Source organism: Burkholderia sp. AW49-1 (assembly GCF_053427845.1).
In genome coordinates this window covers 22,033-48,086 of sequence record NZ_JBSAXF010000001.1, presented here as the reverse complement: position 1 = coordinate 48,086, position 26,054 = coordinate 22,033, and the positions used below count along the sequence as shown (strand labels likewise).

Sequence of the window (26,054 nt, the reverse complement as noted above, 5' to 3'; positions counted from 1 at the left end):
GAGCGACACCGTGCCGGCAGGCCCATCCCTTTATGACATGCTGCTCGGGCAGATCGGTGGCGAACCGCTCGATGCGTACGACGACCGAACGTTGGAATGCTTGAGCGTGCAGCAAAACGTGCGGCGCATCCTGAACACGCGCGCCGGCGCGCTCAAGCATCTGCCTGACTACGGTCTGCCGGACCTGACGAACATCTACAAGGCGCTGCCTGCGTCCGCGCACATGCTCAAGGAGCAAATGGAAGCGACGCTGCTGAAATTCGAGCCACGCATCCGTTCGATCGACGTCGAGATCCTCGAGAACGACGACCCCGGCGTGCTCGTGAGTTTCGAAATGACGTGCCATCTGAAGAAGGCCGGACTCGTTCGGTTCGGCACGTACTTCGAGCCGCCCGGGCGGATGCGGTTGGAGCGAATGCAACAGGCGAAATCCGGCAGTTTTTGACCGTTCCACAAATCGCGACATCACCAAAGTGTGGCCTGCTTCCAGTAAGGAGCGGCCGAGGACGCCGACGTCAATCGCGTTGCCGTTCAGGCTTTCGGCGACGGGCGTGGCGGCCTGGAAGTGCTTCCACTCAATCGTGTACGGCAAATCCTTCAGCACGCCGGAAACACCGTCCACCGGGCTTCACGGCAAGTCGTTCGAATGATTCCTCGATAGATATTTCGTTCACGAAATAAATCCCGGGCTATATTTCGCATACGAAATACCTACCCGAACGAGGACGGCCATGACGTCGGAACCTGTCGAGTTTTGCGCCGCCGACGGCTATACGCTGCGCGGCACGCTGTGGTCGCCGGACGCGCCGCCGCGCGCGCTGGTGTTGATCCATCCGGCCACCGCCGTGCCGGAGCGGCTGTACGCGGGCTTCGCGCGCTTCCTGACCGAACGCGGCTTCGCGGTGCTGACCTACAACTATCGCGGCATCGGCGCGTCGCGGCCCGCGCGGTTGAGCGCGCTGCAGGCCAGCATGCGCGACTGGGTCGAGCTCGACGTCGGCGCCGCGATCGCATGGGCGCGCGATGCGTACGCGGGGTTGCCGCTGCTGGCGGTCGGGCACAGCGTCGGCGGCCATGCGATCGGGCTGTCGGCCGGCACCGCGCATCTGCGCGCGGCCGTGCTCGTCGCCGCGCACGCGGGCAGCACGCGGCTGATTTCCTGCGCGGCCGAACGGCTTAAGGTGCGGCTGATCCTGCGCGTGCTCGGCCCGCTCGCGTCCGCGTTGCTCGGCTACGTGCCCGGCAAGCGGCTCGGGCTCGGTGAGGACCTCCCCGCAGGCGTGTTCCGCGAGTGGAGCCGCTGGACCACGTTGCCGCGCTACTTCTTCGACGATCCGACGCTCGGCGCAGCCGAGCGCTTCTCGAAGCAGCAGTTGCCGATTCTCGCGCTCGGCTTCGACGACGATCCGTGGGCGAATCCGCCCGCGATCGACCTGCTGGTAAGCTACCTGACCCGGGCGGCCGTCGAACGCCGCCAGATCGATCCGGACGCCGCAGGTAGCGGGCCGGTCGGACACATGGGCTTCTTCCGCAGCCGGCCAGGCACCGTGCTGTGGCCCGCAGTCGCCGACTGGCTCGCGCAGGCGCTCGACGCGCCGCGCGCTGCGGGTCGCCCGTCCCTTTCCATTGCAGCCGGGAACCGAGCTTGAGCGAAGACCGACGACTGTTTTTCCTGTTGAACATCGGCCAGCGGCGCGTGCAGCGCTGGGTCGACCGCAAGGCCGAGACCGATGCGCGCGCCAGCGCCGCGCAGGCCGGCGTGCTGTTCTGCCTCGCGAGGCAGGACGGCGCGCTGATCGGCGAAGTCGGCGCGGCGCTGCAACTGGCGCCGTCCGCGATGACGGGGCTCGCCGACCGGATGGCGAAGGCCGGCCTGCTCGCGCGGCACGCCGATTCGGACGACGGGCGGGCAACGCGCCTGTTCCTGACCGACGAAGGACACGCGGCGCTCAAGCGCGCGCGCGTGGTGCTGCGCGAACTGAACGACAAGCTGTGCGACGGGTTTTCCGACGAGGAACTCGACGTCGTCGCGCGCTGGCTGCACGCGTTGCAGGACCGCTTCCCGGCCGAACGCTGAACGGCGCCGCCGGCGTACCGCATTGGCACGATGTCGCGTAATCGAAAGCGATTCCGATTCGCCCCTTCGATTCGGTTTCCGAACTTTCCGGCGGAAAATTTTGCGCTCCGCATGCACCGCTTCGGCAACGCTTTCCGGCTACGTCCTGTTACAAAAAATTGCCTCCCGCGCCGCATACCGATCGCCTACATTGCAATCCACTTCGACACATTCGTCGTACGCAGGACCGACCTTCCCGTGGCGTCCGCATGCCGGGCCCCACTCGACAAGCAACGAGAACGAAGAGGTGTCTTGACCGACGTGCTGGCGGCATCCAGCACACGCGGATTGCGATGACTGAAGCGGCCTCCTGAACGACACGATCCGACACGTGGCACGGCATCCATTGCCGCTGCGTACCGGTGCACGACGTGCTGCCGTGCCGCTTTGCCGCGCCATCGCCGCCGCACGTGAACGAGGAGCAGTCCATGCGACGCACGATGGTGTCCCACTCGCTTGTCACCCGCCTCACCCGCCTGTCCGCCGCGACGGCAATGGCGATGGCCGCCGCCGCGGCCGCGCATGCCGACCCCGTGGTCGTGTCCGGCCCGAGCCCGTTCGCCGCCTGCACCATCGGCGGCCCCGGCACGAACTATGTGAACGCCGAGGTCGAACCATGGCTCTCGGTCAATCCGGCGAACCCGACCAACATGATCGGCGTATGGCAGCAGGATCGTTGGTCGAACGGCGGCGCCCACGGGCTCGTCGCCGGCTATACATTCGACGGGGGCGCGACCTGGGCGCGCACGCCGCAACCGTTCAGCGCCTGCGCGCCGGGCGGGCTCAAGTACGAGCGCGCGTCGGATCCTTGGGTGTCGTTCGGGCCCGACGGCACCGCGTATTCGGTATCGATCTCGTTCAACCAGTCGAACAACGGCAATGCGGTCGCGGCCTCGGTGTCGACCGACGGCGGACAGACGTGGAGCAGCCCGGCCGTGCTGATCGCGAACGACGAACCGACGACGCAGTTCTTCAACGACAAGGAATCGGTGACGGCGAACCCGGTGAAGGCCGGCACGGCCTACGCGGTGTGGGACCGCCTCGAGCTGCCGAACGGCAACCCGTACGCGAACCTGCACACGGCGGCATACCGCGGACCGACATTCTTCTCGAAGACGGTCGACGGCGGCAAGACCTGGAGCAGAGCGAAGGTCATCGTCAACGTGCCGTCGCGTCAGCAGACGATCGGCAACCAGATCGTCGTCGACCCGAAGACCGGTACGCTCTACGACTTCTTCGACCTGATCCAGCCGCCGTTCAGCAAGGCGGCCGGCAAGGTCGCGTTCATCAAGTCGACCGACGACGGCGCGACCTGGACGAAGCCGCAGGTGATCGCCGGGCTGCAGACGGTCGGCGTGACCGATCCGAACACCGGCGAACCGGTACGCACCGGCGACATCATTCCGGAGCCCGCGATCGATCCGGCATCGGGGCAGTTGTACGTCGTCTGGCAGGACAGCCGCTTCAACGGCGGCAACTACGACGAGATCGCGCTGTCGACGTCGAAGGACGGCGGCGCGAGCTGGAGCGCGCCGCTGCAAGTGAACACGCCGACCGGTCGTGCCGCGTTCAATCCGTCGGTGCGTGTCGACAATGCCGGCTCGGTGATGGTCACCCACTACGACTTCCGCGACCTGCAGGCCGGCAATACGACGACGCTGCCGACCGGGTTCTGGCGCAAGATCTCGCATGACGGCGGCACCACGTTCGCCGACGAGCGGCGCGTCGGCGGCCCGTTCGACATGAAGCTCGCGCCGAACGCGGAAGGTTTCTTCATCGGCGATTACCAGGGGCTCGACGTGCTGCCGTCGTCGTCGTTCCACCCGTTCTTCGTCCAGACCAACGCGGGCAACCTGACGAACCGCACCGACGTGTTCTTCGCGCCGTGATGCGCGCATGAGCGCAACGCAGCGCTGTCGCGACGTCCCTCGCGTCGCGGCAGCGTGCCCGCATGCGCGTCAATGCATGTCGGTCAGCACGATGCGGCCGTCGACCTTCCCGTCGCGCAGCCGCGCGAATATGTCGTTGATGTTGCCGAGCCGGTCGCGATGGATGTGCGCGCGCACCAGTCCGTCCGCCGCGAAGTCGAGCGATTCCTGCAGATCGCGACGCGTGCCGACGATCGAGCCGCGCACCGTGATGCCGTTCAGCACGGTCGAGAAGATCGGCAACGGGAAATCGCCGGGCGGCAGGCCGTTGAGCGCCACCGTGCCGCCGCGCCGCACCATCCCGAGCGCCTGCGCGAACGCGCTGCGCGACACGGCCGTGACCAGCACGCCATGCGCCCCGCCGATCTCCTTCTGGATGACCTTCGCCGGATCGTCGGTCGACGCATCGATCGTCAGTTGCGCGCCGAGCTGGCGCGCAAGTTCGAGCTTGGCCGGAGACACGTCGATCGCCGCGACGTGCAAGCCCATCGCGCGCGCGTATTGCACGGCCACGTGGCCGAGCCCGCCGATACCGGAAATCGCGAGCCACTGGCCCGGACGCGTATCGGTGACGCGGATGCCCTTGTAGACCGTCACGCCCGCGCACAGGATCGGCGCGATCTCGTCGAACGCGACCTGCGCCGGTAGATGGCCGACGTAGTCCGGATCGGCCAGCACGTATTCCGCATAGCTGCCGTTGACCGAATAGCCGGTGTTCTGCTGCCCGTGGCAAAGGGTTTCCCAGCCGGTGTGGCAGTACTCGCAGTGACCGCATGCCGTGTAGAGCCAGGGCACGCCGACGCGGTCGCCCTCGCGCACGTGCGTGACGCCCGCGCCGACCGCCGCGACGACGCCCACGCCTTCGTGGCCGGGAATGAACGGTAGCGTCGGCTTCACGGGCCAGTCGCCGTCGGCTGCGTGCAGGTCCGTATGGCAGACGCCCGACGCCTTGATGTTGACGAGGATCTGGCCTGCGCCCGGCGTCGGGATCGGCACTTCCTCGATGCGCAACGGTTCGCCGAACGCGTGCACCACGGCCGCTTTCATGGTTTGAGTCATGCGTCGCTCCTGTCTGGTCGATGACCGCGCCAGTATCCGGGCTCGAAACCGCAACGCATTGATACGCATCAACGGGGCAGAAATCGTGCGCGCCCGCGGCGGATTCATCGCGAGACATGGGCGCTCGCACCGCCGGCCCCGATGCCGGTTTGACGTACCGCCTCTGCTATCTCAGCCATTTCGGCAGGTTGTCGGAAACCCCGTGGCGCACCGCCGGTCCGCTTGGAATTCGAAATGATATAACATATCATTTCTCGCACTCGTCGACCTGAACCCATTCCATCCGGGTGGTCGAGTGACGGCGAGTCATATCCAAGCGGGTCACTGCGCGCCGCAGATGCAACAATATATCGTATCGATCCGTGACCCACATATCTCGTTTCCCGATCCAATTCCAACCGATTCACCGACCATGCGCGACCTCCCTCGTCTACCGCTTCGCCCACTCCCGCCCGTTTCGCTGATGGTGTTCGCCGCCGTCGCGCACGCGCAAGCCGATGCGCCCGCCTCGTCGACGCCGACGCACACCACGCCGCTCGCGCCGATCTTCGTGACCGCGAACCCGCTCGGCGACACCGAGCTGATCTCGCCGACCGTGCAACTGTCCGGCGATGCGCTGACGCGCCGCCAGGCCGATTCGCTCGGCGAAACGCTCGACGGACTGCCCGGCGTGTCGACCACCACCTACGGGCCGATGGTCGGCCGCCCGATCATTCGCGGGATGGACGGCGACCGGATCCGGTTGCTGCAGAACGGCGTCGCCGCCTACGACGCGTCGTCGCTGTCATACGACCACGCGGTGCCGCAGGATCCACTGTCGATCGAACGCGTCGAGATCGTGCGCGGGCCGGCCGCGCTGCTGTATGGCGGCAACGCGGTCGGCGGTGTCGTCAACACGATCGACAACCGGATTCCGCGCGAGGCGATCGAAGGCGTAACGGGCGCGCTCGACGCGCGCTACGGCGGGGCCAATTCGATGCGCGCGGGCGCCGCGCAGGTCGAAGGCGGCAACGGCCGCTTCGCGTTCCATGTCGACGCATTCGACCGGGAAACGAGCAAGCTGCGCATTCCCGGCTACGCGCGCAGCAGCCAGCAACGGGCGATCGACGGCCCCGACACGCCGCAACCGTACGGCAACGTGCCGAACAGCGACGGCCGCGTGCACGGCGGCGCGCTCGGCGCGTCGTACACGTGGGCCGATGGCTTCGCGGGCCTGTCGTACAGCGGCTACGAGTCGAACTACGGCTCCGTCGCCGAGGACGACGTGCGCTTGCGGATGCGCCAGGAACGCCTCGCGCTCGCGTCCGAGGTGCGCAACCTGAGCGGTCCGTTCACGAAGCTGAAGTTCGACTTCGCGTACACCGACTATCGCCACAAGGAAGTCGACAACGGCGCGACGGCCACCACCTTCCGCAACCGCGGCTACGAGGCGCGCATCGAGGCACGGCATCGCCGGATCGGCCCGTTCGAAGGCGCGATCGGCGTGCAGTTCGGCCAGAACACGTTCTCGGCGCTCGGCGACGAATTGCTCGTGCCGTCCACGCGCACGAACAGCGTCGCGCTGTTCGGCCTCGAGGAATGGCAGTTCGTCCCCGCGCTGAAGTTGAGCCTCGGCGGGCGCTTCGAGCACGTGAAGGTCGATCCCGATCCGGCCGGCGTCGAGAAATTCGCGCTCGCGCAGCCGCGCGACTTCAATGCCGGCAGCGTATCGGCCGGCGCGCTGTTCTCGCTGACGCCCGTGTGGTCGGTCGCGGCGAACGTCGCGTACACGGAACGCGCGCCGACCTTCTACGAGTTGTACTCGAACGGCCCGCACGACGCCACCGGCCAGTTCCTGATCGGCAACCCGAACGCGTCGAAGGAAAAGGCCGTGTCGACCGACCTGTCGCTGCGCTATGCAAGCGGCCCGAACCGCGGCAGCGTCGGCGTGTTCTACAACCGCTTCTCGAACTACCTGACCGAGTACAACACGGGCCGCATCGTGAACGGCGACGGCGAACCGGTCGCACCCGGCGCCGGCGATACGCTCGACGAAGCAGTCTATCGCGGCGTGCGCGCCGAGTTCTACGGCGTCGAACTCGACGGCAAGTGGCGCGCGTTCTCGCGGCGCGGTCACACGGTCGACGTCGAACTGACCGCCGACTACACGCATGCACGCAACGTCGACACCGGCCAGCCGCTGCCGCGCATCGCGCCGCTGCGCGCGACGCTCGCGGCCGATTATGGCTACGGCCCGTTCGGTGCGCGCGCGCAGGTCACGCACGCGTGGTCGCAGCACCGCGTGCCCGACAACGACTTTCCGACCGATGGTTACACGTCGCTCGGCGTGATGCTCACGTACAAGTTTCGTGTCGGCGCGACGCACTGGCTCGCGTACCTGCGCGGCGACAACCTGACGAACCAGGAGATCCGCTATGCGACCTCGGTCGTGCGCGGCTTCGCGCCGCAAGGCGGCCGCAGCGTGATGGCCGGTCTGCGCACGACGTTCTGATCGCCGGACGGCCCGCGGCGCCGGCCGCGGGCCGAATCGAATCGGGCACGCATTCGTACGCCCCATTTGCGAGGCCGGATCGGGCGTTCCCGAACGTCCGAGCGTAAACGCGCGATTCACCCGTGAATCAAGGAACATAGGAATCGGACGATTTGAGAAACTGACAAGAACTTATTAACTTTCTGGAAAAAGTCGATTTTTATATCCGCGTATGAACGCGACGATCATCGGTGATTCCCGAACCTTTCTCCGGAGCGAGAACGCCCAACCGGCGTGGATTCCAGCAAAAAAGAATAAATATCAGGGTTTTCGATGGCTAAAGAAATATCCGGCATTCCCGTTAATGACGGCACGGGCCTGCACGCGGTCGAACAATAAATTCCCATCGCCAACCACACGCACAGAGGCACATCGTGAAAATCGCCAGAATAACCATCAAGACAAAACTGCTTGGGGGTTTCGGTTTGCTCGCCGCGGTCGTCGTGATCGTGTCGGGCATGGCACTGAAAGCGCTGTCCGATACGAACGACGAGTTTTCCCGGTACATGAACGGTGTCAACGCGCGCGCGAACCTGTCCGCTCAAATCCGTACGGCGGTCGACCGGCGCGCGATCGCCGCGCGCAACCTGGTGCTCGTGACCACGCCTTCCGACATCCAGCTCGAACTGGCCGAAGTGCAGCAGGCACACAAGGACGTGCAGGACCGCCTCGCAAAGCTGAAGGACATGATGGCGAATACGACCGACACGACCGATCGCGCGCGCGAACTAGTCGCCGAGATCGTGCGAGTCGAAGCGAGCTACGGGCCGGTCGCGCTGAATATCGTCGGGCTCGCGCAGGCCGGCAAGAAGGACGAGGCGACCGCCGATATCGACAATCGCTGCCGTCCGTTGCTCGCGCAACTGGTTCGCGCAACCGATGCGTACGCAACCTATACGCGCGAGCGCGAAGTCGCGATCGCGCAGGCATTCGCGGATCGCTACGCGATCGAGCGCAACTTGCTGCTGGCCATTTGCGCAATCGCGATCGCGGTGGCAGTTGGCGGCGGGCTGTGGCTGACGCGCAGGATCACCGCACCGATCGTCGCGGCGGTCGACGTCGCGCGCACGGTGGCCAATGGCGATCTCGGCAGCCGCATCAGCGTGAGCGGCAACGACGAGACGCGCGACCTGCTCGACGCACTGCGCACGATGAATGCGCGGCTGATCGACATCGTCGGCCGCGTGCGGGATTCGTCGAACAGCATTGCGCATGCGGTGGGTGAAATCGCATCGGGCAATCTCGACCTGAGCCAGCGCACCGAGGAACAGGCCGCCTCGCTGCAGGAAACCGCCGCGACGATGGAGGAATTCACGTCGACGGTGCGCCTGAACGCGGAGAACGCGCAGCAGGCGAGCACGCTCGCCGCGAACGCGTCGGAGGTTGCACTGCGCGGCAGCGCGGTGGTCGGCCGCGTGGTCGATACGATGACGGAGATCGGCAACAGCTCGTCGAAAATTGCGGACATCACCGGGATCATCGAAGGCATCGCATTCCAGACCAACATCCTCGCGCTGAACGCGGCCGTCGAGGCGGCACGCGCGGGCGAACAGGGTCGTGGCTTCGCGGTGGTCGCGAGCGAGGTGCGCAGCCTCGCGCAACGTTCGTCCACCGCCGCGAAGGAAATCAAGGAACTGATCTCGGCATCGGTACAGACGATCCACGACGGCTCTGCGCTCGCGGGCGAAGCCGGAAAGACGATGTCGGACGTGACGCGGGCCGTCGCGCGCGTCACCGACATCATGGGTGAAATCGCGGCCGCATCGGCCGAACAGAGCCGCGGCATCGACCAGGTGAACCTGACGATCACGCAGATGGACGAGACGACGCAGCAGAACGCGGCACTCGTCGAACAGGCCGCGGCCGCGTCGAAATCGCTCGAGGCGCAGGGCCGCGATCTGTCGGAGACGGTGTCCGCATTCCGGATGCCGGGCGGCGAACATGCAGCGCCGGCACGCGCGCGCATGCGGCCGACGGCGCATCGCACTGGCAAGCTGTCGCCGCGTAACGCGTAACGCGGCGCCCGAAACACGATGCGCGGCCGCGCGGTACGCGGGCCGGCTGCACATCGCCCCCGCCTGCGTGCGACAGTCATCGTGCTCGTTCGAACCTGAAACGCCAGGTGTCGCGCGGCACGCATTCTCTCGCGCGTCGACCACGCGCATCGCGCTCGATCGAAGCAATGCCGATCGACGTGGAACACGATCCATTTTCACCGGGATCGCCGCTTCCCGTTGCACACGTTGCGGCGCAATTTCCGGTCCCGCCCCATACGCGACACGGCAAGTAATGAATCGACGTGCGAATTCGCCGATCGCAGTCATGCACTTTTAAATCAGCCGAATGACGAGTATGCTTAAAAAAGCACTCCACGTTCGAACGGCGAATCGCATGCCCTGATTCCCGTCCGCTCGTATCGCGGCCCCATCGCGCCACGCGTCGATGGCGGCGTCCGCCTCGCGCCCTGGCCGCACGAACCTTCCCCAACCATTCGCAGGAGAGCTGGTGAGCCGACTCGTCGTCGTATCCAATCGTATTGCAGATCCCCGTAAAGCCGCGGCAGGCGGGCTTGCCGTGGCCGTGAAAGACAGCCTGCAGGAATCGGGCGGTGTCTGGTTCGGGTGGAGCGGCAGGCTGCGCGGCGAAGGCGAACGCCCCGCGCACGGCGACGACGTGCAGATCCAGAACGTCGGCGGCATTCAGCTCGCGACGATCGATCTCGATCCGCAGGATTACGACGCTTACTACCTCGGCTACTCGAACAACGTGCTGTGGCCGGTGTTCCACTACCGCCTCGATCTCGCGCAGTTCGACCGCCGCTTCGCGGACGGCTACCGGCGCGTGAACCAGTTGTTCGCGCGCAAGCTGAGCACGCTGCTGCGCCCCGACGACGTCGTCTGGGTCCACGACTACCAGCTGATTCCGCTCGCCGCCGAGCTGCGCGCGACGGGCTGCACGAATCCGATCGGCTTCTTCCTGCACATTCCGATGCCGCCGCCGCCGATCATGGCCGCGATCCCAGAGCACGAGTGGCTGATGCGCTCGCTGTTCGCCTACGATCTCGTCGGCTTCCAGACCGAATCGGATCTGCTGCACTTCGAGCATTACGTCGAGGCCGAGGCCGGCGCCGCGCGGCTGCCGGACGGCCGCCTGCACGCGTTCGGCCGCACGCTGTCGGCCGGTGCGTTCCCGATCGGCATCAACGTCGACGAATTCGCGGCGCTCGCGGAGAATCGCGACGGCATCGACATGTTCGAGCGGATGCGCGACGAGTATTCGCGCCGCCAGCTGCTCGTCGGCGTCGACCGGCTCGACTACACGAAGGGGCTGCCGCAGCGCGTGCACGCATTCCGTCAGTTGCTCGAACAATATCCGGAGAACCGCGACCGCGCGACGCTGATCCAGATCGCCGCGCCGAGCCGCGAGGATCTCGGCGCGTACGACGACCTGCGGCGCGAGATGGACAGCCTGTGCGGCGCGATCAACGGCGATTACGGCGAACTCGAGTGGATGCCGATGCGCTACATCCACCGCACGGTCGCGCGCAAGCGCCTGCCGGGCCTCTACCGCGCGAGCCGCGTCGCGCTCGTCACGCCGCTGCGCGACGGGATGAACCTGGTCGCGAAGGAGTTTCTCGCCGCGCAGGACGAGGCCGATCCAGGCGTGCTCGTGCTGTCGCGTTTCGCGGGCGCGGCCGAGCAACTGAAGCCCGCGCTGCTCGTCAATCCGTACGACACGCAAGGCACCGCGCAGGCAATCCAGCGCGCGCTCACGATGCCGCTCGACGAGCGCCGCCAGCGTCACGACGCGCTGATGGCGATCGTGCGCAAGACCGACGTTCACTGGTGGCGCACGCGCTTTCTCGACGCGCTCGCCGAAGCAGCGGAAGTTGCCGCCGCGACTGCCTCCTGACGTACGCTCACACGCCGGTCATCTCGCGGTCGAGCATCGCGCCGTTCACGTCCCGTACCGCCACCGCGATCGGAATGCCTTCGCGCATGCTCTCGGTCACCACGCAATACGCATCGAACCGGTCGAGCATGCGCGTGGCCGCCGCGAGATCGGACCACGCCTTGCCGACCGTCAGCGTCACGGCCATCGCGCCCACGCGCACCCTGCCCGCTTCGTTCTGCACCATGTCGACGTCGATATGCGCGGTGACCGGCTGCGGATCGACGCGCTGTTTCTCGAGCGCGAACAACAGGCTCGCCGCGAGGCAGCTCGCGACCGCCGCCGCCAGCAGCCGGACGGGATTGGGGCCGCGGCCGTCGCCGAGCGGCGGCGGTTCGTCGGTGAGCACCGGCGAAAGCTCGGTGCCGGCAAACGTGACTTCGAAACTGAAACGCGCATGCTGCGCGACATCGACCGATACATGCGCCTCGCTCATGGCGACTCCGTGACTGGAAAAGGAGAAACGAAACGCCGGCGCAACGCCACGCCGGCAAGGTTGAATCGCAGCGACGGTGTGGCGCGATCAAGGCCGCTCGCCGGCTGCGCGACAGGCTCGCACTTCAGCGTTCGGGTTCGCGCGGCGGCCCGTATGCGACGAAATCGCGCTCGATCGCCGACGCCTGCTCCGGCGCATTCGCGCCCCCGCCCGGCCCGAGATCGGTCGTGGATGGCGCGGCGCCAGGCGCCTCGCGCCCGTCGATCAGCGCCTGCAACGCATCGCGTTCGAGCACCTCGCACGCGAGCAGCCGTCGTGCGATGCGCTCGAGCGCATCGCGACGTTCTGCGAGCGTCGACGCGACGCGCGCATGTGCATCGCTCAGCAGCGTATGCACCTCGTCGTCGATCATCCGTGCGGTGTGCTCGCTGCAGCGCCCCTCGCCCGCATGCCACGTGCCCGGCATGCCGGTGCGCGCATCGCCGTCGTCGAAGCTCACCAGCCCGATCTGCTCGCTCATCCCGTACTGCATGACCATGTGGCGCGCCATCGCGGTCGCGCGTTCGAGATCGTTCTGCGCACCCGTCGACACGTCGCCGAACACGAGTTCTTCCGCGACACGCCCGCCGAGCAGCGCATCGATCCGGTCGAGCAGCTCGCTGCGGCGCAGGACGTAGCGATCCTCGGTCGGCACCTGCTGTGTATAGCCGAGCGCGGCCACGCCACGCGGAATGATCGACACCTTCTTCACCGGATCGCAATGCGCGCGGCTCTCCGCGACGAGCGCATGCCCGGCCTCGTGATAGGCGATCGTGAGTTTCTCCTGCGCGTTCATCACGCGGCTCTTGCGCTCGAGGCCGGTCAGCGCTCGGTCGATCGCCTCGTCGAAGTCATCCATCCCGATCGCCGGCTTGCCGAGTTCCGCCGCATGCAGCGCGGCCTCGTTGACCACGTTCGCGAGATCGGCGCCGACGAAGCCCGGCGTGCGCGACGCGAGTTCGCCGAGGTCGACGTCGGCCGCGAGCTTCACGCGCTTCACGTGCACGCCGAGGATCTGGCGGCGGCCGTTCACGTCGGGCCGGTCGATCGCGATGTGACGGTCGAAGCGGCCCGGGCGCAGCAGTGCGGGATCGAGAATCTCCGGCCGGTTGGTCGCGGCCATGATGATCACGCCGGAGCCGGCCTGGAAGCCGTCCATCTCGACGAGCAGCTGGTTGAGCGTCTGCTCGCGCTCGTCGTTGCCGGACATCGGGCCGACACCGCGTACCTTGCCGAGCGCATCGAGCTCGTCGACGAACACGATGCACGGCGCCTTCTGCTGCGCCTGCTCGAACAGGTCGCGCACGCGCGCCGCGCCGACGCCGACGAACATCTCGACGAACGCCGAGCCGCTGATCGAGAAGAACGGCACCGCCGCCTCGCCCGCCACCGCGCGCGCGAGCAGCGTCTTGCCGGTGCCGGGCGCGCCGACGACCAGCACGCCCTTCGGAATCTTGCCGCCGAGCCGCTGGTAGCGATCCGGATCGCGCAGGAACGAGACGAGCTGCTGCAGCTCGGCCTTCGCTTCGTCGATGCCCGCGATGTCGTCGAACGTGATGCCGGTTTCCTGCTGCACGTATACGCGTGCGCGGCTCTTGCCCATTCCGGTGAAATCCTGCAGCCCGCCGCGCTTGCGCAGCATCAGGTTCCAGATGAACACGAACGCGACGAGCGGCACCAGCCACGACGCGAGCGACGCGATCCAGCCGGTGTCGGACGCGCCGTGAAAGCGGATGCCAGCGGCGCTCAGCGTGTCGATCAGTTGTGGGTCGGTCACGCGGTTGGTGGCGAAGCGCGGCGGCGTGCCGCCCGACTTCACGGCCGCGACATCGGACGCCGGCAGCATCGCGCCGGCCTGCGGCATCGTCAGCGTGCCCGTGATCGTCGTCGATCCGATCTCGAGATCGTCGACGAGCCGTGCGGCGACGAGCCGATGGAAATCGCTGTACGCGATCAGCGTCGACGCCGGACGCAGCATCAGCAACTGCGCGGCGAACAGCACGAAGAAGCCCGCCGCGATCAACAATCCTGCGAAGTCGAATTTCCTGTCCATGGCATCGGGCCGGCCGGTCGCGCCGCTGCGCGCTTATGCGTGCCCGCGCGCCGGGCCGGCACGCGGCATCGGCAGCCACGCGCATACGGAATGCATCCGCGTCATCGTCGCCTCGTTTCGTCGCATGAATGACACCGCGAAGGCGCGCCACGCGCCGTTCGCGCGGACGACGCACGGCAATGCGCCGCCCGTGATTCAAGTCTAGTTCGCGCGCGGGCGTCCCGCATCGTCCGACAAACAGCTTTCGTCGCGGCGGCCCGGCGCGTTATAGTCGCGCTCATGACATTTTTGTGACAGCCGGCATCGCCCCGCCCGGGCGCGACGCCGGCCGTTGCGTCCCGTCCCGCGTCGCGGCAGGCCGCGCGACGCTGCCGCGCATCGAACGACAACCGCCCATCCGAGGAGCTCACGACGTGAACGACACCCCCGATCGCCCCGACGACCTTCCCGTTGATCCCGACCGCCGCCGCATGCTCGGCGGCCTCGCCGCGCTCGGCGCGGGTGTCGCGCTCGGCGGCTGCGAGACCACGCCGGGCAGCGCGCCGCGCTCCGCCGCCGACCTGCGGCTCGACGAAGCGCTGCGCCGGCAGGTGCGCCACATCGTCGTGATCTATGCGGAGAACCGCAGCTTCGCGAACCTGTACGGCGACTTCCCCGGTGTGCGCTACCCGCTGAGCGAGGTGCGGCCCGAGCATGCGCAGCAGCTCGATCGCGACGGCAAGACGCCGTTGCCCGTGCTGCCGAAAATCTGGGGCGGACTCGTGCCGCAGGCGCAGGAAGTGGACGGCAAGCGCTACGCGATCGCCGAGCGCGACATCGACAAGCTGCCGAACGCGCCGTTCCGGATCGCCGACGCGCAGGGTAAACCGCTGCCGAACGGCGTGATCACCCGCGACCTGTGGCATCGCTTCTATCAGAACCAGATGCAGATCGCCGCGGGCCGCAACAACCAGTTCGCCGCGTGGGCCGATTCGGGCGGCCTCGTGATGGGCCATTACCGCAATTCCGCCGACACGCTGCGGCTGTGGAACCTCGCGCGGCAATACACGCTGTGCGACAACTTCTTCATGGCGGCCTTCGGCGGTTCGTGGCTGAACCACATGTTCCTGATTTCCGCGCAGCCGCCGATCTATCCGGATGCACACAAGCATCCGCACGCGGCGAAGCTGCTGTCGAAGATCGACGGCGACGATCCGGCCGGCACGCGGCTGACGCTCGCCGCCGATTCGCCGGCGTCCGCGCTCGAGGGCCCGCCGAAGTTCGCGGTCGACGGGCCGCTGACGCCCGACGGCTATGGCGTCAACACGATGGCGCCGCCGTACCAGCCGAGCTACGTGCCGCCGGCCGATCCTGGCAATGCCGCATACGCGGATCCGGCCGACCATCGCGTGATCCCGCCGCAGGGCCATGCGACGATCGGCGACCGCCTGTCGGAGAAGAACGTCGACTGGGCGTGGTACAGCGGCGCGTGGCAATACGCGCTCGAGCACCGCGATACGGGCATGGTGCCGGATTTCCAGTACCACCATCAGCCGTTCAACTACTTCGCGAACTACGCGCCCGGCACCGACGCGCGCCGCAAGCACCTGCGCGACGCGGGCCTCGGCGACGAGCCGTCGACCAACCATTTCATCGCCGACATCGACGCGGGCCGCCTGCCGGCCGTCGCGTTCTACAAGCCGCAAGGCAACCTGAACATGCACGCCGGCTATGCGGATGTCGAATCCGGCGATCGCCACATCGCGAACGTGATCGAACGCATCCGGCGCGGCCCGCAGTGGGCGAACACCGTGATCGTGATGACGCACGACGAGAACGGCGGCTGGTGGGATCACGTCGCGCCGCCGGTCGGCGATCGCTGGGGCCCCGGCTCGCGGATTCCCGCGCTCGTGATCTCGCCGTTCGCGAAGAAGGGTTACGTCGACCACACGATGTACGACACGAACTCGATCCTGCGCTTCATCAGCCGCGTGCACGGGCTCGCGCCGCTCGACGGCGTCGCCGCGCGCGACAAGGCGTTCGCGTCGCGCGGCGCGACGCCGCCCGGCGACCTGACGAACGCGCTCGATCTCGGCTGACGGCCTGTCGACGCTTCACCGACGTCCGCCTGAAAAGACGACGCCCCGGCGCAACCCGGTTGCCCGGGGCGTCGTGCTTTCGCGTTCAGCCGACGCTACACGACGCTGCGCAGCGCCTCGCTCCCCGAACGCGCGGCGTGACGGCCGGCCTGCCGGCCGAAGAACGTCGCGTCGGCCAGCGACAGCCCCGAGCTGTACCCGGCGCCCCAGCGCGGCAGCCCGCAACTCGTGCGGCCGGCCGCATAGAGGCCCGCCACCGGCACGCGCGCGGCGTCGAGCACCTGCCCGGTCGGCAGCGTATCGAGCCCGCCCAGCGTGAAATGCGGATAGAACGCGTAGTCGATCCGGCAATCGAGCGCGACGAACGGCGGCTCGATCAACGGCTTCAGCCACTTCTTCGCCTTGTGGAACAGCGGATCGACGCCTTCGGCCGCGTGGCGGTTGTAGACGTCGACGGTCGCCGTCAGCGTGCCGGCCGGCATCTGCAGGTCGCGTTCGACTTCCGCCCATGTCTCGCCCGCCGCCGCGATGCCGATCCGCGCGATCGCGGGCGGCTCCTGGTAGGTCGCCTGGTCGACCAGCAGGTAGATCCGGTCGTCGGCCTGGTGGAACGCGTGATGGCCGGTGCGGCCGTGATAGCCGTCCTCGTTGATGAAGCGCTGGCCGCGCGCGTTCACGAAGATCCCGTGGATCAGCGATTCGGGCGCGTAGAACGGCAGGCTGACGAAACCCTGGTCCATGTGGATGGCGGCCCCGCCCGCGCTCTGGCCGAGCAGGATACCCGAGCCGTCGTCGCCCGGGCTGCCGATTGGTTCGTCAGAGCGCAGCAACTGCGGCGCGTGCCGACGCACCATGTCGCGGTTCATCGCGAAGCCGCCCGCGCACAGGATCACCGCGCGGCGCGCCCGCACGCATGCCGTCTCGCCGTACGCACGCAGCATGACGCCGCGCACCGCGCCGGCATCGTCGACGATCAGCGCCAGCGCGCGCGTGTCGTAGCGTGTCGACACGCCGAGCGCCTGCACGCGCTCGGCCAGCACGCGCATCAGCATCTGCCCGCCGCCCCAGCCCGGCCATTGCGGTGTGTGGCCGCGCGGGCACGGCTTCGCGGCCTCGCTGAACGGCCAGGCTTCCTCGCTGCCCGACCAGATCAGGCAGTCATCGGTTTCCGGTTCGACGATCCGCTCGGCGATGAACGTGTTCTTGTACGTGAGGCCCTGCGCGACGAGCCAGTCGTGATGCGCGAGGCTCTCGTTCGCGTAGAGACGCACCTTCGCCTCGTCCGCGTCGCGGCCGCCCGCAAGCATGAGGTAGCGGTACAGGTCCTCGGTATCGTCGCTGAAGCCGGCCTGCCGCTGCGCGGGCGTGCCACCGCTGCCGCCGAGGTAGATCTCGCCGCCGGACAGCGCGCTCGTGCCGCCGTAGCTCGATGCGCGCTCGACGATCAGCGTGTCGGCGCCGGCGCTCGCGGCTTCGATCGCCGCGCACGCGCCGGCCGCGCCGAAGCCGACGATCACGACGTCGTGTTCGGCATCCCAGCGACGCACGTCGCGGATGTTCAGGGGGCGGGTCAGGGAATGGTCGGATGACATCGCGTAATGGTTCTGCGTGAAGGGAATCGGTGAAAGGCGGTGGTCGTGGCGAAGCACCGCGGGCAGGCACCCCCGACACGGACCTCGGCGCGTTGCCGATGCGCGCGTTCGAGCGTTCGAGCGTGCGCATGCGGGCCGCGCGTGGTCTCGTGGATGGGCGGGAAATTCGAACGAAGACAGGAAACCGGATGGACGACACGCGGCACATGTGTCGCGATGCGCCATCCGGTCTGTCCACCCGACCACCGCCGCATCGCGACGGCTTCCGGGCGACATCGAATCGGCGCGGCGCACGGCTGCGCCGGCGTCACATGCCGCGCAGCGCAGCGAAGCCGAAGTGCGACGGATCGATCGGAACGCAACCGGTCGGCAGGCCGTTCAGGTCGACCGAGCGGCATTGCAGGATGCCGGCCGCATACGGCGGCGACGGGACCTGCTCGGCGCCATATCGCGCCATTGCCATGGCCGCGAGCGTGCCCATCGCCAATACGCACAGCTTGCGAGTCGTCAGTCTCATGATCGTCGTCCCCTCCGGTTGGCCGCTATCGCGGTTCGTATCCGGCGACCGGCCACATGCAGCGGCACCGGATGACTGCACGGTAGCCAGCGCCGGCCCGCCGGCCATCGTCCATTTCGACTAGGGACAAACGCGAAGCGGGCCGCATGCGGCGTACCGCGTTGCAGCATTGCCGCGCGAACGGTTCGACTGATGGCCCCGCAAACCGACCGGCCTGGCTTGCTGCGATCGCACGCATCACCGTCGGCCGCATGCCGTGCGTCCGACGGTGCATCGCAACATCGGACGCTGCGTCGCCGTCGGCCCCGGTGTTTTCCCCGATCCTCGCCCTGCTCCGTATGGATGATGAGGAGCAATCGGTCCGATGCGAACCTGCGCGTCGACCTCGCAATGCCGCCGCGTCCGCGCTTGCGGCGCGGCAGACGCTTTCCGCTCACTCACGGGAGTACCGCATGACCGATTCGAATCCCCGCCACGCGCTGTACGAACTTGCGTGCCGTTACGCGCAAGCCGTCGACCGGCGCGACTGGCAGCGCCTCGCCACCCTCTTCACCGCCGATGCGCAGCTCGACGGCCCCGGTTTCCGCTTCGACGACCGCGACGCGATCGTCGCCGGAATGAGCGCGATCGAGCACTACGAGACGACCCAGCATCACGTGCACAACCAGCTCGTCACGCTCGACGGCGGCGAAGCCGATGTCGAGACCTACTGCGTCGCGTGCCACGTGTATGTGCGCGACGGCGTGAAGCGCAAGCTCGACTGGGGGCTGCGCTATCGAGACCGCTGCGTGTTCGACGGCGGCACGTGGCGCTTCGCCGCGCGCACGCTGCACGTCGACTGGTCGCAAGACCTGCCGCTGGAGGGCTGAACCATGCGCTCGCCCCTTCCCCTCGCCGGCCGCACCGCGCTCGTCACGGGCGGCGCCGGCGGCATCGGCGCGGCCTGCGCGCACGCGCTCGCGGCCGATGGCGCGGCCGTCGTGCTGACGGGCCGCCGTCGCGACGCGCTCGAACGCACGCGGCGGCACCTTGCCGACACGGTGCCCGGCAGCCGCGTCGCGATCCATGCCGGCGACGCCTGCGACGACGGCGACCTGCAGGCCGCGCTGGACACCGCATGGGCGCTCGACGGCCGTCTCGACATCGTCGTGCCGACCGTCGGCGGTGCCGGGTTCCGCCCGCTGCTGATGCACGACGCCGACAGCTTCCGCGCGGAAATCGACCTGAACCTGCACAGCGCGTTCGCCGCGATCCGTCATGCCGCGCCGCGGCTCGCCGACAGCGGCGGCGGCTCCATCGTTTGCATCTCGTCGACGGCCGCGCAGATCAATTTCCGCTGGCTGTCCGCGTACTGCACCGCGAAGGCCGCGCTCGAGGCGCTGGTGCGCGGCGCGGCCGAGGAACTGGCCGGTGCGAAGATCCGCGTGAATGCGGTGCGGCCGGGCCTCACGCGCTCTGAGGCCACCGCCCCGATGTTCGACAACCGTGCGCTGGTCGACAGCTTCCTCGAACAGATTCCGCTCGGCACGCTCGGCGAACCGGATGCGATCGCGCATGCGGTGCGCTACCTCGCGGGCCCCGAGTCGGGCTGGGTCACTGGCCAGAGCTTCGCGGTCGACGGCGGCCACGAACTGCGCTCCAACCCGCGCGTCGACGACACGATCGCGCAGATCTACGGCGCGGCCGCGCTCGACGCGGTCAAGGCCGGCCGCGCGCCGGGCGCCGCATGAGCGCCCGCCTTCTTTCAACGTCACAGGAAATCGACCCAAAGATGAATCGAGTCGCAAACAAGGTCGCGCTGATCACCGGCGCGGCGAGCGGCGTCGGCCGCGCCGATGCGCTGCTGCTGGCCGCCGAGGGCGCGCGCGTCGTGCTCACCGACATCGACGAGGATGCGGGCCGCGCGCTCGCGCGCGACATCGGCGAGACGGCGCTGTTCGTGCGCCAGGACATCGCCGACGAGGACGGCTGGCGGCACGCGATCGCATCGACGATCGATCGCTTCGGCCGGCTCGATGTACTCGTCAACAACGCGGCGATCTGCCCGGTCGGCTCGATCGAGGAGACGAGCCTCGACACCTGGCGGCGCGTGCTGCGCGTCAACGCGGACGGCTATTTCCTCGGCTGCAAGTACGCAATCGGCGCAATGAAGGACAACGACACGCCGGGCTCGATCGTGATGATGTCGTCGGTCGCCGCGCTCGGCGGCCTGCCGATGATGTGCGCATACACCGGCTCGAAAGGCGCGGTGACGGCGCTCGCGCGCAGCGTCGCCGTGCACTGCAAGCGCAGCGGCTACCGGATCCGCTGCAACTCGATCCACCCGGACGGCATCTGGACGCCGATGACACAGGCGCTGATGCCCGGCCTCGATCAGGCCGAACTCGGCATCGGCAACGATCCGATGGCACGCATGTGCGACCCGCGGGACGTCGCGAATCTCGTGCTGTTCCTCGCCTCCGACGAGTCGCGCTTCGTGAACGGCGCGGAGCTGCGGATCGACAACGCGCAACTCGTTTCGTCGCTGTGATGCGGCTCGCGGCTTTCCAGATCGAAGGAGTGTTGTGATGATTTCATTTACCGGCAAGACAGTCCTGGTCACCGGCGGCGGCGCGGGCATCGGCCGCGCATGCGCGGAAGCATTCGGCGCGGCGGGCGCGCGCGTCGCGGTGGCCGAGCTCGACCCCGCTCGCGCGCAGGACGTGCGCCAGGCGCTCGAAGCCGCGGGCGTCGACGCGCTCGTCGGCGCCGTGGACGTCACGCGCCGCGACGAGGTCGACGCATTCGCGCGAACGATCGACGCACGCTTCGGCGGCCTCGACGTGCTCGTCAACAACGTCGGCGATTTCCTGCAGATCGCGAAGCCGTTCGACGACCATACCGACGACGACATCGCGCGGCTGTTCGACGTGAACCTGCGCCAGGTGTTCGTCGTCACGCGCGCGATGCTGCCGTTGCTGCGCAGGCGCGGCGCGGGCGGCAGCATCGTCGGCGTGTCGTCGATCGAAGGCTTTCGCGCGATTCCGAACTGCAGCGTCTATGCGTCGTTCAAGGCCGCGCTGACCGGTTTCACGAAAAGCCTCGCGCTCGAACTCGGGCCGGCCGGCATCCGCGTGAACCAGATCGCGCCGGAGACCACCGAGACGCCGCAGGTGCCCGTGGGCGCGATGGTCGCGGCCGAGCATCGCGCGCACATCCCGCGCTGGATTCCGCTCGGGCGCTTCGGTGCGGCCGGCGATATCGCGGGCGCGGCGCTGTTCCTCGCGAGCCCGCTCGCCGCGTGGGTCACCGGCACGACGCTGCACGTGGACGGCGGCGCGCTCGCGGCGGCCGGCTGGTATCGCGACCCGAACGGCTTCTGGACGAACATGCCGGTCGTCACGGGCAACGGCTTCAACTTCTGAGCGCCGATCCGCGCGGCTTCAGCCGTTCAATCGTCGGTTCAATTCATGCGGCGCGCCTGCGCCGCCCTCGGAGACACCATGAAAATCCTGATCATCGGCGGCACCGGCCTCATCGGCGGCCACGCCGCGCTGCATCTGCACGCGCAAGGCAACGACGTGACGCTCGCCGCCCGCAAGCCGCCCGCGCCGGGCAGCGCGCTCGCGCAATTCGACGTGCTGCTGCGCGACTACGTGGCCGCCACCTTCACGCGCGACGATCTCGCGCCGTTCGACGCGGTCGTGTTCGCGGCAGGCAACGACATTCGTCACCTGCCGCCCGGCACCGACGAAGCCGCGCACTGGGAACGCGCGAACGTCGACGCGGTGCCGCGCTTCTTCGCGCTCGCGCGCGATGCGGGCGTGAAGCGCGCGGTGCTGGTCGGCAGCTTCTATCCGCAGGTCGCGCCGGCACTCGTCGACACGGTGCCGTACGTGCGCTCGCGCCATCTCGCCGACGAACGCGTGCGCGCGCTCGCGTCGCCTTCGTTCGCGGTGTGCAGCGTCAATGCACCGTTCGTCGTGGGGTCGGTGCCGGGGCTGCGCAACGAGATGTTCGCCGCGTACACGGGCTATGCGCAGGGCAAGCTCGCCGGCCTGCCGGTGTACGGGCCGGCAGGCGGCAGCAACTTCATTTCGACGCAATCGCTGTCGGAAGCGATCTGGGGCGCGCTGCAACGCGGCGCATCCGGCAAGGCGTATCTCGTCGGCGACGAGAACCTCAGCTTCGCCGACTACTTCGCGGCCTTCTTCCGCGCGGCCGGCAATCCGCAGCCGGTGCCGTCGCTCGATCAGGAGCATCCGCTGCTGCCCGATATGGCGATCTACACGGGGCGCGGCAACGTCGTGTCGTACGAACCCGATCCGGCCGATATCGCGCTGCTGCGCTACCGGCGCGGCGACGTGCAGCGCGCGGTGAACGAAGTGGTCGCGCATTGCGGCGCATAAGCGCACCGCCGGCGCAACACGCGCAACGCTGAAACGAAGCAGAAACGAAAACGTCCCGCCGCCGGCGATGCATGCCGGCAGCGGGACGTTCATCCCATCACGTCGTAACTTCGTTGCTTCGTTACCTCGTTGCTTCGACCCGGATCGTCAGCCGCCGATGCGCTGCGCGATCTTCTTCATCGTGTCGGTCAGTTCGGCCGGCAGACGCAGCTTCAGCGTGTCGAACAGCGCCGCATGCAGCTTCAGCTCCTCGCGCCATTCGTCGGCGTTCATCGACGTCACCGCATCGAACTGCTCGCGCGTGAAGTCGAGCCCGTCCCAATGGAGGTCGTCATAGGCCGGCGACACGCCGAACGCATGGTCGCCGCCGCCGCCGTTGCCCTCGAGGCGATCGAGCATCCACTTCAGCACGCGCATGTTCTCGCCGAAGCCCGGCCACACGAACTTGCCGTTCGCATCCTTGCGGAACCAGTTCACGCAGTAGATCTTCGGCAGCGTCGCGCCGGCGCCTTCGATCTGCTTGCCGAGCTTCAGCCAGTGCGCGAAATAATCGCTCATGTTGTAGCCGCAGAACGGCAGCATCGCGAACGGGTCGCGGCGCACGACGCCTTGCTGGCCCGCTGCCGCGGCGGTCGTCTCCGAGCCCATCGTCGCGGCCATGTACACGCCTTCGATCCAGTCGCGCGCCTCGGTCACGAGGGGCACGGTCGTCGAGCGACGGCCACCGAAAATGAATGCGTCGATCGGCACGCCGGCTGGGTTCTCCCAGTCCGCGTCGATCGACGGGCATTGCGATGCCGGCGCCGTGAAGCGCGAATTCGGGTGCGCGGCCTTGCGGCCGGTTTCCTTGCCGATCTCCGGCGTCCACGGATTGCCCTGCCAGTCGGTCAGCTTCGCGGGCGGCGTGTCGGTCAGGCCTTCCCACCACACGTCGCCGTCTTCCGTCAGCGCGACGTTCGTGAAGATCACGTTTTCCTTCAGCGTCGCGATCGCGTTCGGGTTGGTCTTCACGCCCGTGCCCGGCGCGACGCCGAAGAAGCCGGCTTCCGGGTTGATCGCATACAGGCGCCCGTCGCGGCCCGGCTTCAGCCAGGCGATGTCGTCGCCGATCGTCGTGACCTTCCAGCCGTCGAAACCGTGCGGCGGGATCAGCATCGCGAAGTTGGTCTTGCCGCACGCGGACGGGAACGCCGCCGCGACGTGATACTTCTTGCCGGCCGGCGACGTCACGCCGAGGATCAGCATGTGTTCGGCGAGCCAGCCCTGATCGCGGCCCATCGTCGACGCGATGCGCAGCGCGAAACACTTCTTGCCGAGCAGCGCATTGCCGCCGTAGCCCGAGCCGAAGCTCCAGATCTCGCGCGTGTCGGGGAAATGCACGATGTACTTGACCGGGTTGCACGGCCACGGCACGTCCTTCTGCCCCGCTTCGAGCGGATGGCCGACGCTGTGCACGCACGGCACGAACTCGCCGTCCTCGCCGAGCACGTCGTAGACGTCGCGGCCCATGCGCGTCATGATCCGCATGTTCGCGGCCACGTACGGGCTGTCGGACAGCTCGACGCCGACGTGCGCGATCGGCGAGCCGAGCGGGCCCATCGAGAACGGCACGACGTACAGCGTGCGGCCGCGCATCGAACCGCGGAACAGACCGTTCAGCGTCTCGCGCATTTCTTCCGGCGCGATCCAGTTGTTGGTCGGGCCGACGTCGTCGGGCGATTCGGTGCAGATGAAGGTGCGGTCCTCGACGCGCGCGACGTCGGACGGATCGGACTGCGCGAGATACGAGTTCGGGCGCTTCGCCGGATTCAGGCGCGTGAGCGTGCCCTGGTCGACCATCGCCTGGCACAGCGCGTCGTTTTCTTCCTGCGAGCCATCGCACCAGACGACGCGGTCGGGTTCCGTGAGCGAGGCGATACGCGACACCCAGTCGATCAGTTTGCGATGCTTGACGAATGCCGGGGGAGCGATCAGCGGGCCGTGCGTCGCTTCGGCCAGATTGTTTTGCGACATGGAAATGTCTCCAGACTATTGGGCAGGGATGGGGGATGCGGGACGCGCCCGCGAGATGGGGAATGCGATCGGAGCGCAGGAAGCAGCGACGCGCAAGGCGGGACACGCGAGCGGAGCGCGTGTCGATGCCGCGATGCGGGCGAGAGAATGTGATGTCTCGTATGAGTGTGCGAACGCGAGTTTCGCCATGCAAGCAACCTGCCGTACAACTCCATGCCGGCCAGCATACCATCGCCGTTATCGGGCGGGCGTTGCGTTGCAACAAGAAACAATTGTGACGACGCGCCGGCATGCCGCTTGCCGGCGCGTCCTTTTTACTGCTCCGACGCGTGAGCTTTGGGGACGAACCGCCTGGAACGTCCGTCCTGCAAGGGTTTCGCGAAAACGGAAAAATCGCGCGACAGGTTCGCATGCGATGCGCGCGAACGGTCGCGGTGCAGATTCGTGTTTTCGCTACTCAGGCAAACCCTGAATTAGGTTGCGGACACAAACATCCAGCGCGTATGCGTCGTGTGCGCTACCGCTCAAAACGGCGCGCCCGGCAATCCGGGGTAATACGCGCCCGCCGCCATCCCGCCGTCGACGGACAGTTCGGCGCCGTTGCAGTACGACGCTTCGTCGCTCGCGAGAAACAGCGTCGCACGCGCGATTTCTTCAGGCAAGCCGACGCGCTGCAGCGGCACGTGCGTGTAGTGCTTGTTGACCTCGTCGAGCGGCGCGCCGGCCGGATTCGACATCGCGGTGTTGACGCCGCCGGGATGAATCGAATTCACGCGCACGCCCTGGTGGCCGAGTTCGAGCGCCGCCACCTTCGTCAACCCGCGCACGCCCCATTTGCTCGATACGTAGGCGGCCAGCGCGTTCACGCCGCGCAGCCCGTCCACCGACGAGATGTTGACGATCGACCCGCTCTTCCGCGCGATCATGCGCGGCGCGATCGTGCGGATGCCGACGAACGTGCCAACGAGATTGATCGATACCGCGCGCTCGAAATCACGTTTCGACAATTCGGTGATCGCGCCGAACATCAGCACGGCCGCGTTGTTCACGAGCACGTCGATGCGGCCGAACTGCTCGACGGTCGCATCGGCGACGCGCGCCCAGTTCGCCTCGTCGCTCACGTCGAGCCGCATGAAGCGTGCCGCGTCGCCGAGTTCGCGCGCAAGCGCCTCGCCTTCCGCGTCGAGCACGTCGCCGATCACGACGCGCGCGCCCTGCTCGACGAACAGCCTGCATGTCGCGGCGCCCATCCCGCGCGCGCCGCCCGTGACGATTGCCACCTTCCCTTCCAGTCGACCCATGTCGTTCTCTCCTCGATGCTTTCCGATTCCGGTTTGCCGGCCGCGACGCGCTG

The 26,054-nt window shown here is 67.8% G+C and carries 20 protein-coding genes and 1 pseudogene; 13 read left to right on the top strand and 8 right to left on the bottom strand.

What is annotated here, in order from left to right:
- Positions 1 to 10: 10 nt before the first annotated feature.
- Entirely contained in the window at positions 11 to 445 is a 435-nt protein-coding gene (gene tssE, locus ACV22W_RS00235) for a type VI secretion system baseplate subunit TssE (protein ID WP_448017202.1), read from the top strand.
- A gap of 42 nt (positions 446 to 487) precedes the next feature.
- Here tssE and ACV22W_RS00230 read toward each other — a convergent pair.
- Positions 488 to 610 (bottom strand): annotated as a pseudogene (locus ACV22W_RS00230) (ABC transporter substrate-binding protein); the annotation flags it as partial.
- Between the two features lie 121 nt (positions 611 to 731).
- On the opposite strand from ACV22W_RS00230, the gene ACV22W_RS00225 reads away from it, so the two are divergent.
- From ACV22W_RS00225 to ACV22W_RS00215, 3 genes are all read left to right on the top strand, one after another.
- The gene (locus ACV22W_RS00225) at positions 732 to 1,649 is read left to right on the top strand and encodes an alpha/beta hydrolase family protein (protein ID WP_448017201.1); all 918 of its coding nucleotides are present in this window, start codon (positions 732 to 734) and stop codon (positions 1,647 to 1,649) included.
- Entirely contained in the window at positions 1,646 to 2,077 is a 432-nt protein-coding gene (locus ACV22W_RS00220; protein WP_448017200.1) for a MarR family winged helix-turn-helix transcriptional regulator, read from the top strand. Before ACV22W_RS00225 ends, ACV22W_RS00220 begins: the two co-directional genes overlap by 4 nt.
- A 467-nt stretch (positions 2,078 to 2,544) precedes the next feature.
- Complete coding sequence (locus ACV22W_RS00215; protein WP_448017199.1) at positions 2,545 to 4,005, top strand: sialidase family protein; 1,461 nt, start codon at positions 2,545 to 2,547, stop codon at positions 4,003 to 4,005.
- 69 nt (positions 4,006 to 4,074) lie between these two features.
- On the opposite strand, the gene adhP is transcribed toward ACV22W_RS00215, so the two are convergent.
- On the bottom strand, positions 4,075 to 5,103 hold the full coding sequence (gene adhP, locus ACV22W_RS00210; protein ID WP_448017198.1) for an alcohol dehydrogenase AdhP: 1,029 nt from the start codon (positions 5,101 to 5,103) through the stop codon (positions 4,075 to 4,077).
- Positions 5,104 to 5,566: 463 nt separating this feature from the next.
- Here adhP and ACV22W_RS00205 point away from each other — a divergent pair, with 463 nt between their 5' ends.
- The 3 genes from ACV22W_RS00205 (at position 5,567) to otsA (ending at position 11,545) form a co-directional block, all read left to right on the top strand.
- Positions 5,567 to 7,594 carry a TonB-dependent receptor gene (locus tag ACV22W_RS00205; protein ID WP_448017197.1) on the top strand — a complete coding sequence of 676 codons (2,028 nt, stop codon included), beginning with the start codon at positions 5,567 to 5,569 and terminating at the stop codon, positions 7,592 to 7,594.
- A 413-nt stretch (positions 7,595 to 8,007) separates the two neighbouring features.
- A complete protein-coding gene (locus ACV22W_RS00200) occupies positions 8,008 to 9,648 on the top strand; it encodes a methyl-accepting chemotaxis protein (protein WP_448017196.1) in 1,641 nt (546 codons plus the stop codon).
- Positions 9,649 to 10,138: 490 nt separating this feature from the next.
- Entirely contained in the window at positions 10,139 to 11,545 is a 1,407-nt protein-coding gene (otsA, locus tag ACV22W_RS00195) for an alpha,alpha-trehalose-phosphate synthase (UDP-forming) (protein WP_059525559.1), read from the top strand.
- A gap of 7 nt (positions 11,546 to 11,552) precedes the next feature.
- Here otsA and ACV22W_RS00190 read toward each other — a convergent pair whose 3' ends face one another.
- Positions 11,553 to 12,020, bottom strand: a complete 468-nt coding sequence (locus ACV22W_RS00190) for an OsmC family protein (protein ID WP_448017195.1) — start codon at positions 12,018 to 12,020, stop codon at positions 11,553 to 11,555.
- Positions 12,021 to 12,144: 124 nt separating this feature from the next.
- Positions 12,145 to 14,112: an ATP-dependent zinc metalloprotease FtsH gene (ftsH, locus tag ACV22W_RS00185; protein ID WP_448017194.1), complete on the bottom strand. Its 1,968-nt coding sequence runs from the start codon at positions 14,110 to 14,112 to the stop codon at positions 12,145 to 12,147.
- Between the two features lie 413 nt (positions 14,113 to 14,525).
- Between ftsH and ACV22W_RS00180 the strand changes: the two genes are divergently transcribed.
- Positions 14,526 to 16,190 (top strand): acid phosphatase, encoded by a 1,665-nt coding sequence (locus tag ACV22W_RS00180; RefSeq protein WP_448017193.1) that lies wholly within the window; start codon positions 14,526 to 14,528, stop codon positions 16,188 to 16,190.
- 95 nt (positions 16,191 to 16,285) lie between these two features.
- Here the strand turns inward: ACV22W_RS00180 and ACV22W_RS00175 are convergent, their stop codons facing one another.
- Positions 16,286 to 17,782 carry an FAD-dependent oxidoreductase gene (locus tag ACV22W_RS00175; protein WP_448017192.1) on the bottom strand — a complete coding sequence of 499 codons (1,497 nt, stop codon included), beginning with the start codon at positions 17,780 to 17,782 and terminating at the stop codon, positions 16,286 to 16,288.
- A gap of 307 nt (positions 17,783 to 18,089) precedes the next feature.
- Positions 18,090 to 18,299: a hypothetical protein gene (locus tag ACV22W_RS00170; protein ID WP_448017191.1), complete on the bottom strand. Its 210-nt coding sequence runs from the start codon at positions 18,297 to 18,299 to the stop codon at positions 18,090 to 18,092.
- A 452-nt stretch (positions 18,300 to 18,751) separates the two neighbouring features.
- Between ACV22W_RS00170 and ACV22W_RS00165 the strand changes: the two genes are divergently transcribed.
- The 5 genes from ACV22W_RS00165 to ACV22W_RS00145 all read left to right on the top strand — a co-directional run bounded on the left by ACV22W_RS00165 (position 18,752) and on the right by ACV22W_RS00145 (position 22,687).
- Positions 18,752 to 19,168 carry a nuclear transport factor 2 family protein gene (locus ACV22W_RS00165; protein WP_448017190.1) on the top strand — a complete coding sequence of 139 codons (417 nt, stop codon included), beginning with the start codon at positions 18,752 to 18,754 and terminating at the stop codon, positions 19,166 to 19,168.
- Between the two features lie 3 nt (positions 19,169 to 19,171).
- On the top strand, positions 19,172 to 20,029 hold the full coding sequence (locus ACV22W_RS00160; RefSeq protein ID WP_448017189.1) for an SDR family NAD(P)-dependent oxidoreductase: 858 nt from the start codon (positions 19,172 to 19,174) through the stop codon (positions 20,027 to 20,029).
- A gap of 41 nt (positions 20,030 to 20,070) precedes the next feature.
- A complete protein-coding gene (locus tag ACV22W_RS00155; protein WP_448017188.1) occupies positions 20,071 to 20,829 on the top strand; it encodes an SDR family oxidoreductase in 759 nt (252 codons plus the stop codon).
- A gap of 37 nt (positions 20,830 to 20,866) precedes the next feature.
- Positions 20,867 to 21,703, top strand: coding sequence for an SDR family NAD(P)-dependent oxidoreductase (locus tag ACV22W_RS00150; protein WP_448017187.1), 837 nt, complete (start codon positions 20,867 to 20,869; stop codon positions 21,701 to 21,703).
- Between the two features lie 78 nt (positions 21,704 to 21,781).
- A complete protein-coding gene (locus ACV22W_RS00145) occupies positions 21,782 to 22,687 on the top strand; it encodes an NAD-dependent epimerase/dehydratase family protein (RefSeq protein ID WP_448017186.1) in 906 nt (301 codons plus the stop codon).
- Between the two features lie 147 nt (positions 22,688 to 22,834).
- On the opposite strand, the gene ACV22W_RS00140 is transcribed toward ACV22W_RS00145, so the two are convergent.
- The gene (locus ACV22W_RS00140) at positions 22,835 to 24,700 is read right to left on the bottom strand and encodes a phosphoenolpyruvate carboxykinase (GTP) (protein ID WP_448017185.1); all 1,866 of its coding nucleotides are present in this window, start codon (positions 24,698 to 24,700) and stop codon (positions 22,835 to 22,837) included.
- A gap of 524 nt (positions 24,701 to 25,224) precedes the next feature.
- Entirely contained in the window at positions 25,225 to 26,001 is a 777-nt protein-coding gene (locus ACV22W_RS00135) for a glucose 1-dehydrogenase (RefSeq protein WP_448017184.1), read from the bottom strand.
- Between the last annotated feature and the right edge of the window lie 53 nt (positions 26,002 to 26,054).

Coding starts and splice junctions, on each gene's coding strand:
- ACV22W_RS00225 (WP_448017201.1), top strand. CDS start 732: ATGACGTCGGAACCTGTCGAGTTTTGCGCCGCCGACGGCTATACGCTG.
- ACV22W_RS00140 (WP_448017185.1), bottom strand. CDS start 24,700: ATGTCGCAAAACAATCTGGCCGAAGCGACGCACGGCCCGCTGATCGCT.
- adhP (WP_448017198.1), bottom strand. CDS start 5,103: ATGACTCAAACCATGAAAGCGGCCGTGGTGCACGCGTTCGGCGAACCG.
- ACV22W_RS00135 (WP_448017184.1), bottom strand. CDS start 26,001: ATGGGTCGACTGGAAGGGAAGGTGGCAATCGTCACGGGCGGCGCGCGC.
- ACV22W_RS00165 (WP_448017190.1), top strand. CDS start 18,752: ATGACCGATTCGAATCCCCGCCACGCGCTGTACGAACTTGCGTGCCGT.
- ACV22W_RS00205 (WP_448017197.1), top strand. CDS start 5,567: ATGGTGTTCGCCGCCGTCGCGCACGCGCAAGCCGATGCGCCCGCCTCG.
- ACV22W_RS00155 (WP_448017188.1), top strand. CDS start 20,071: ATGAATCGAGTCGCAAACAAGGTCGCGCTGATCACCGGCGCGGCGAGC.
- ACV22W_RS00145 (WP_448017186.1), top strand. CDS start 21,782: ATGAAAATCCTGATCATCGGCGGCACCGGCCTCATCGGCGGCCACGCC.
- ACV22W_RS00190 (WP_448017195.1), bottom strand. CDS start 12,020: ATGAGCGAGGCGCATGTATCGGTCGATGTCGCGCAGCATGCGCGTTTC.
- ACV22W_RS00215 (WP_448017199.1), top strand. CDS start 2,545: ATGCGACGCACGATGGTGTCCCACTCGCTTGTCACCCGCCTCACCCGC.
- ACV22W_RS00175 (WP_448017192.1), bottom strand. CDS start 17,782: ATGTCATCCGACCATTCCCTGACCCGCCCCCTGAACATCCGCGACGTG.
- ACV22W_RS00170 (WP_448017191.1), bottom strand. CDS start 18,299: ATGAGACTGACGACTCGCAAGCTGTGCGTATTGGCGATGGGCACGCTC.
- ACV22W_RS00150 (WP_448017187.1), top strand. CDS start 20,867: ATGATTTCATTTACCGGCAAGACAGTCCTGGTCACCGGCGGCGGCGCG.
- ACV22W_RS00160 (WP_448017189.1), top strand. CDS start 19,172: ATGCGCTCGCCCCTTCCCCTCGCCGGCCGCACCGCGCTCGTCACGGGC.
- ftsH (WP_448017194.1), bottom strand. CDS start 14,112: ATGGACAGGAAATTCGACTTCGCAGGATTGTTGATCGCGGCGGGCTTC.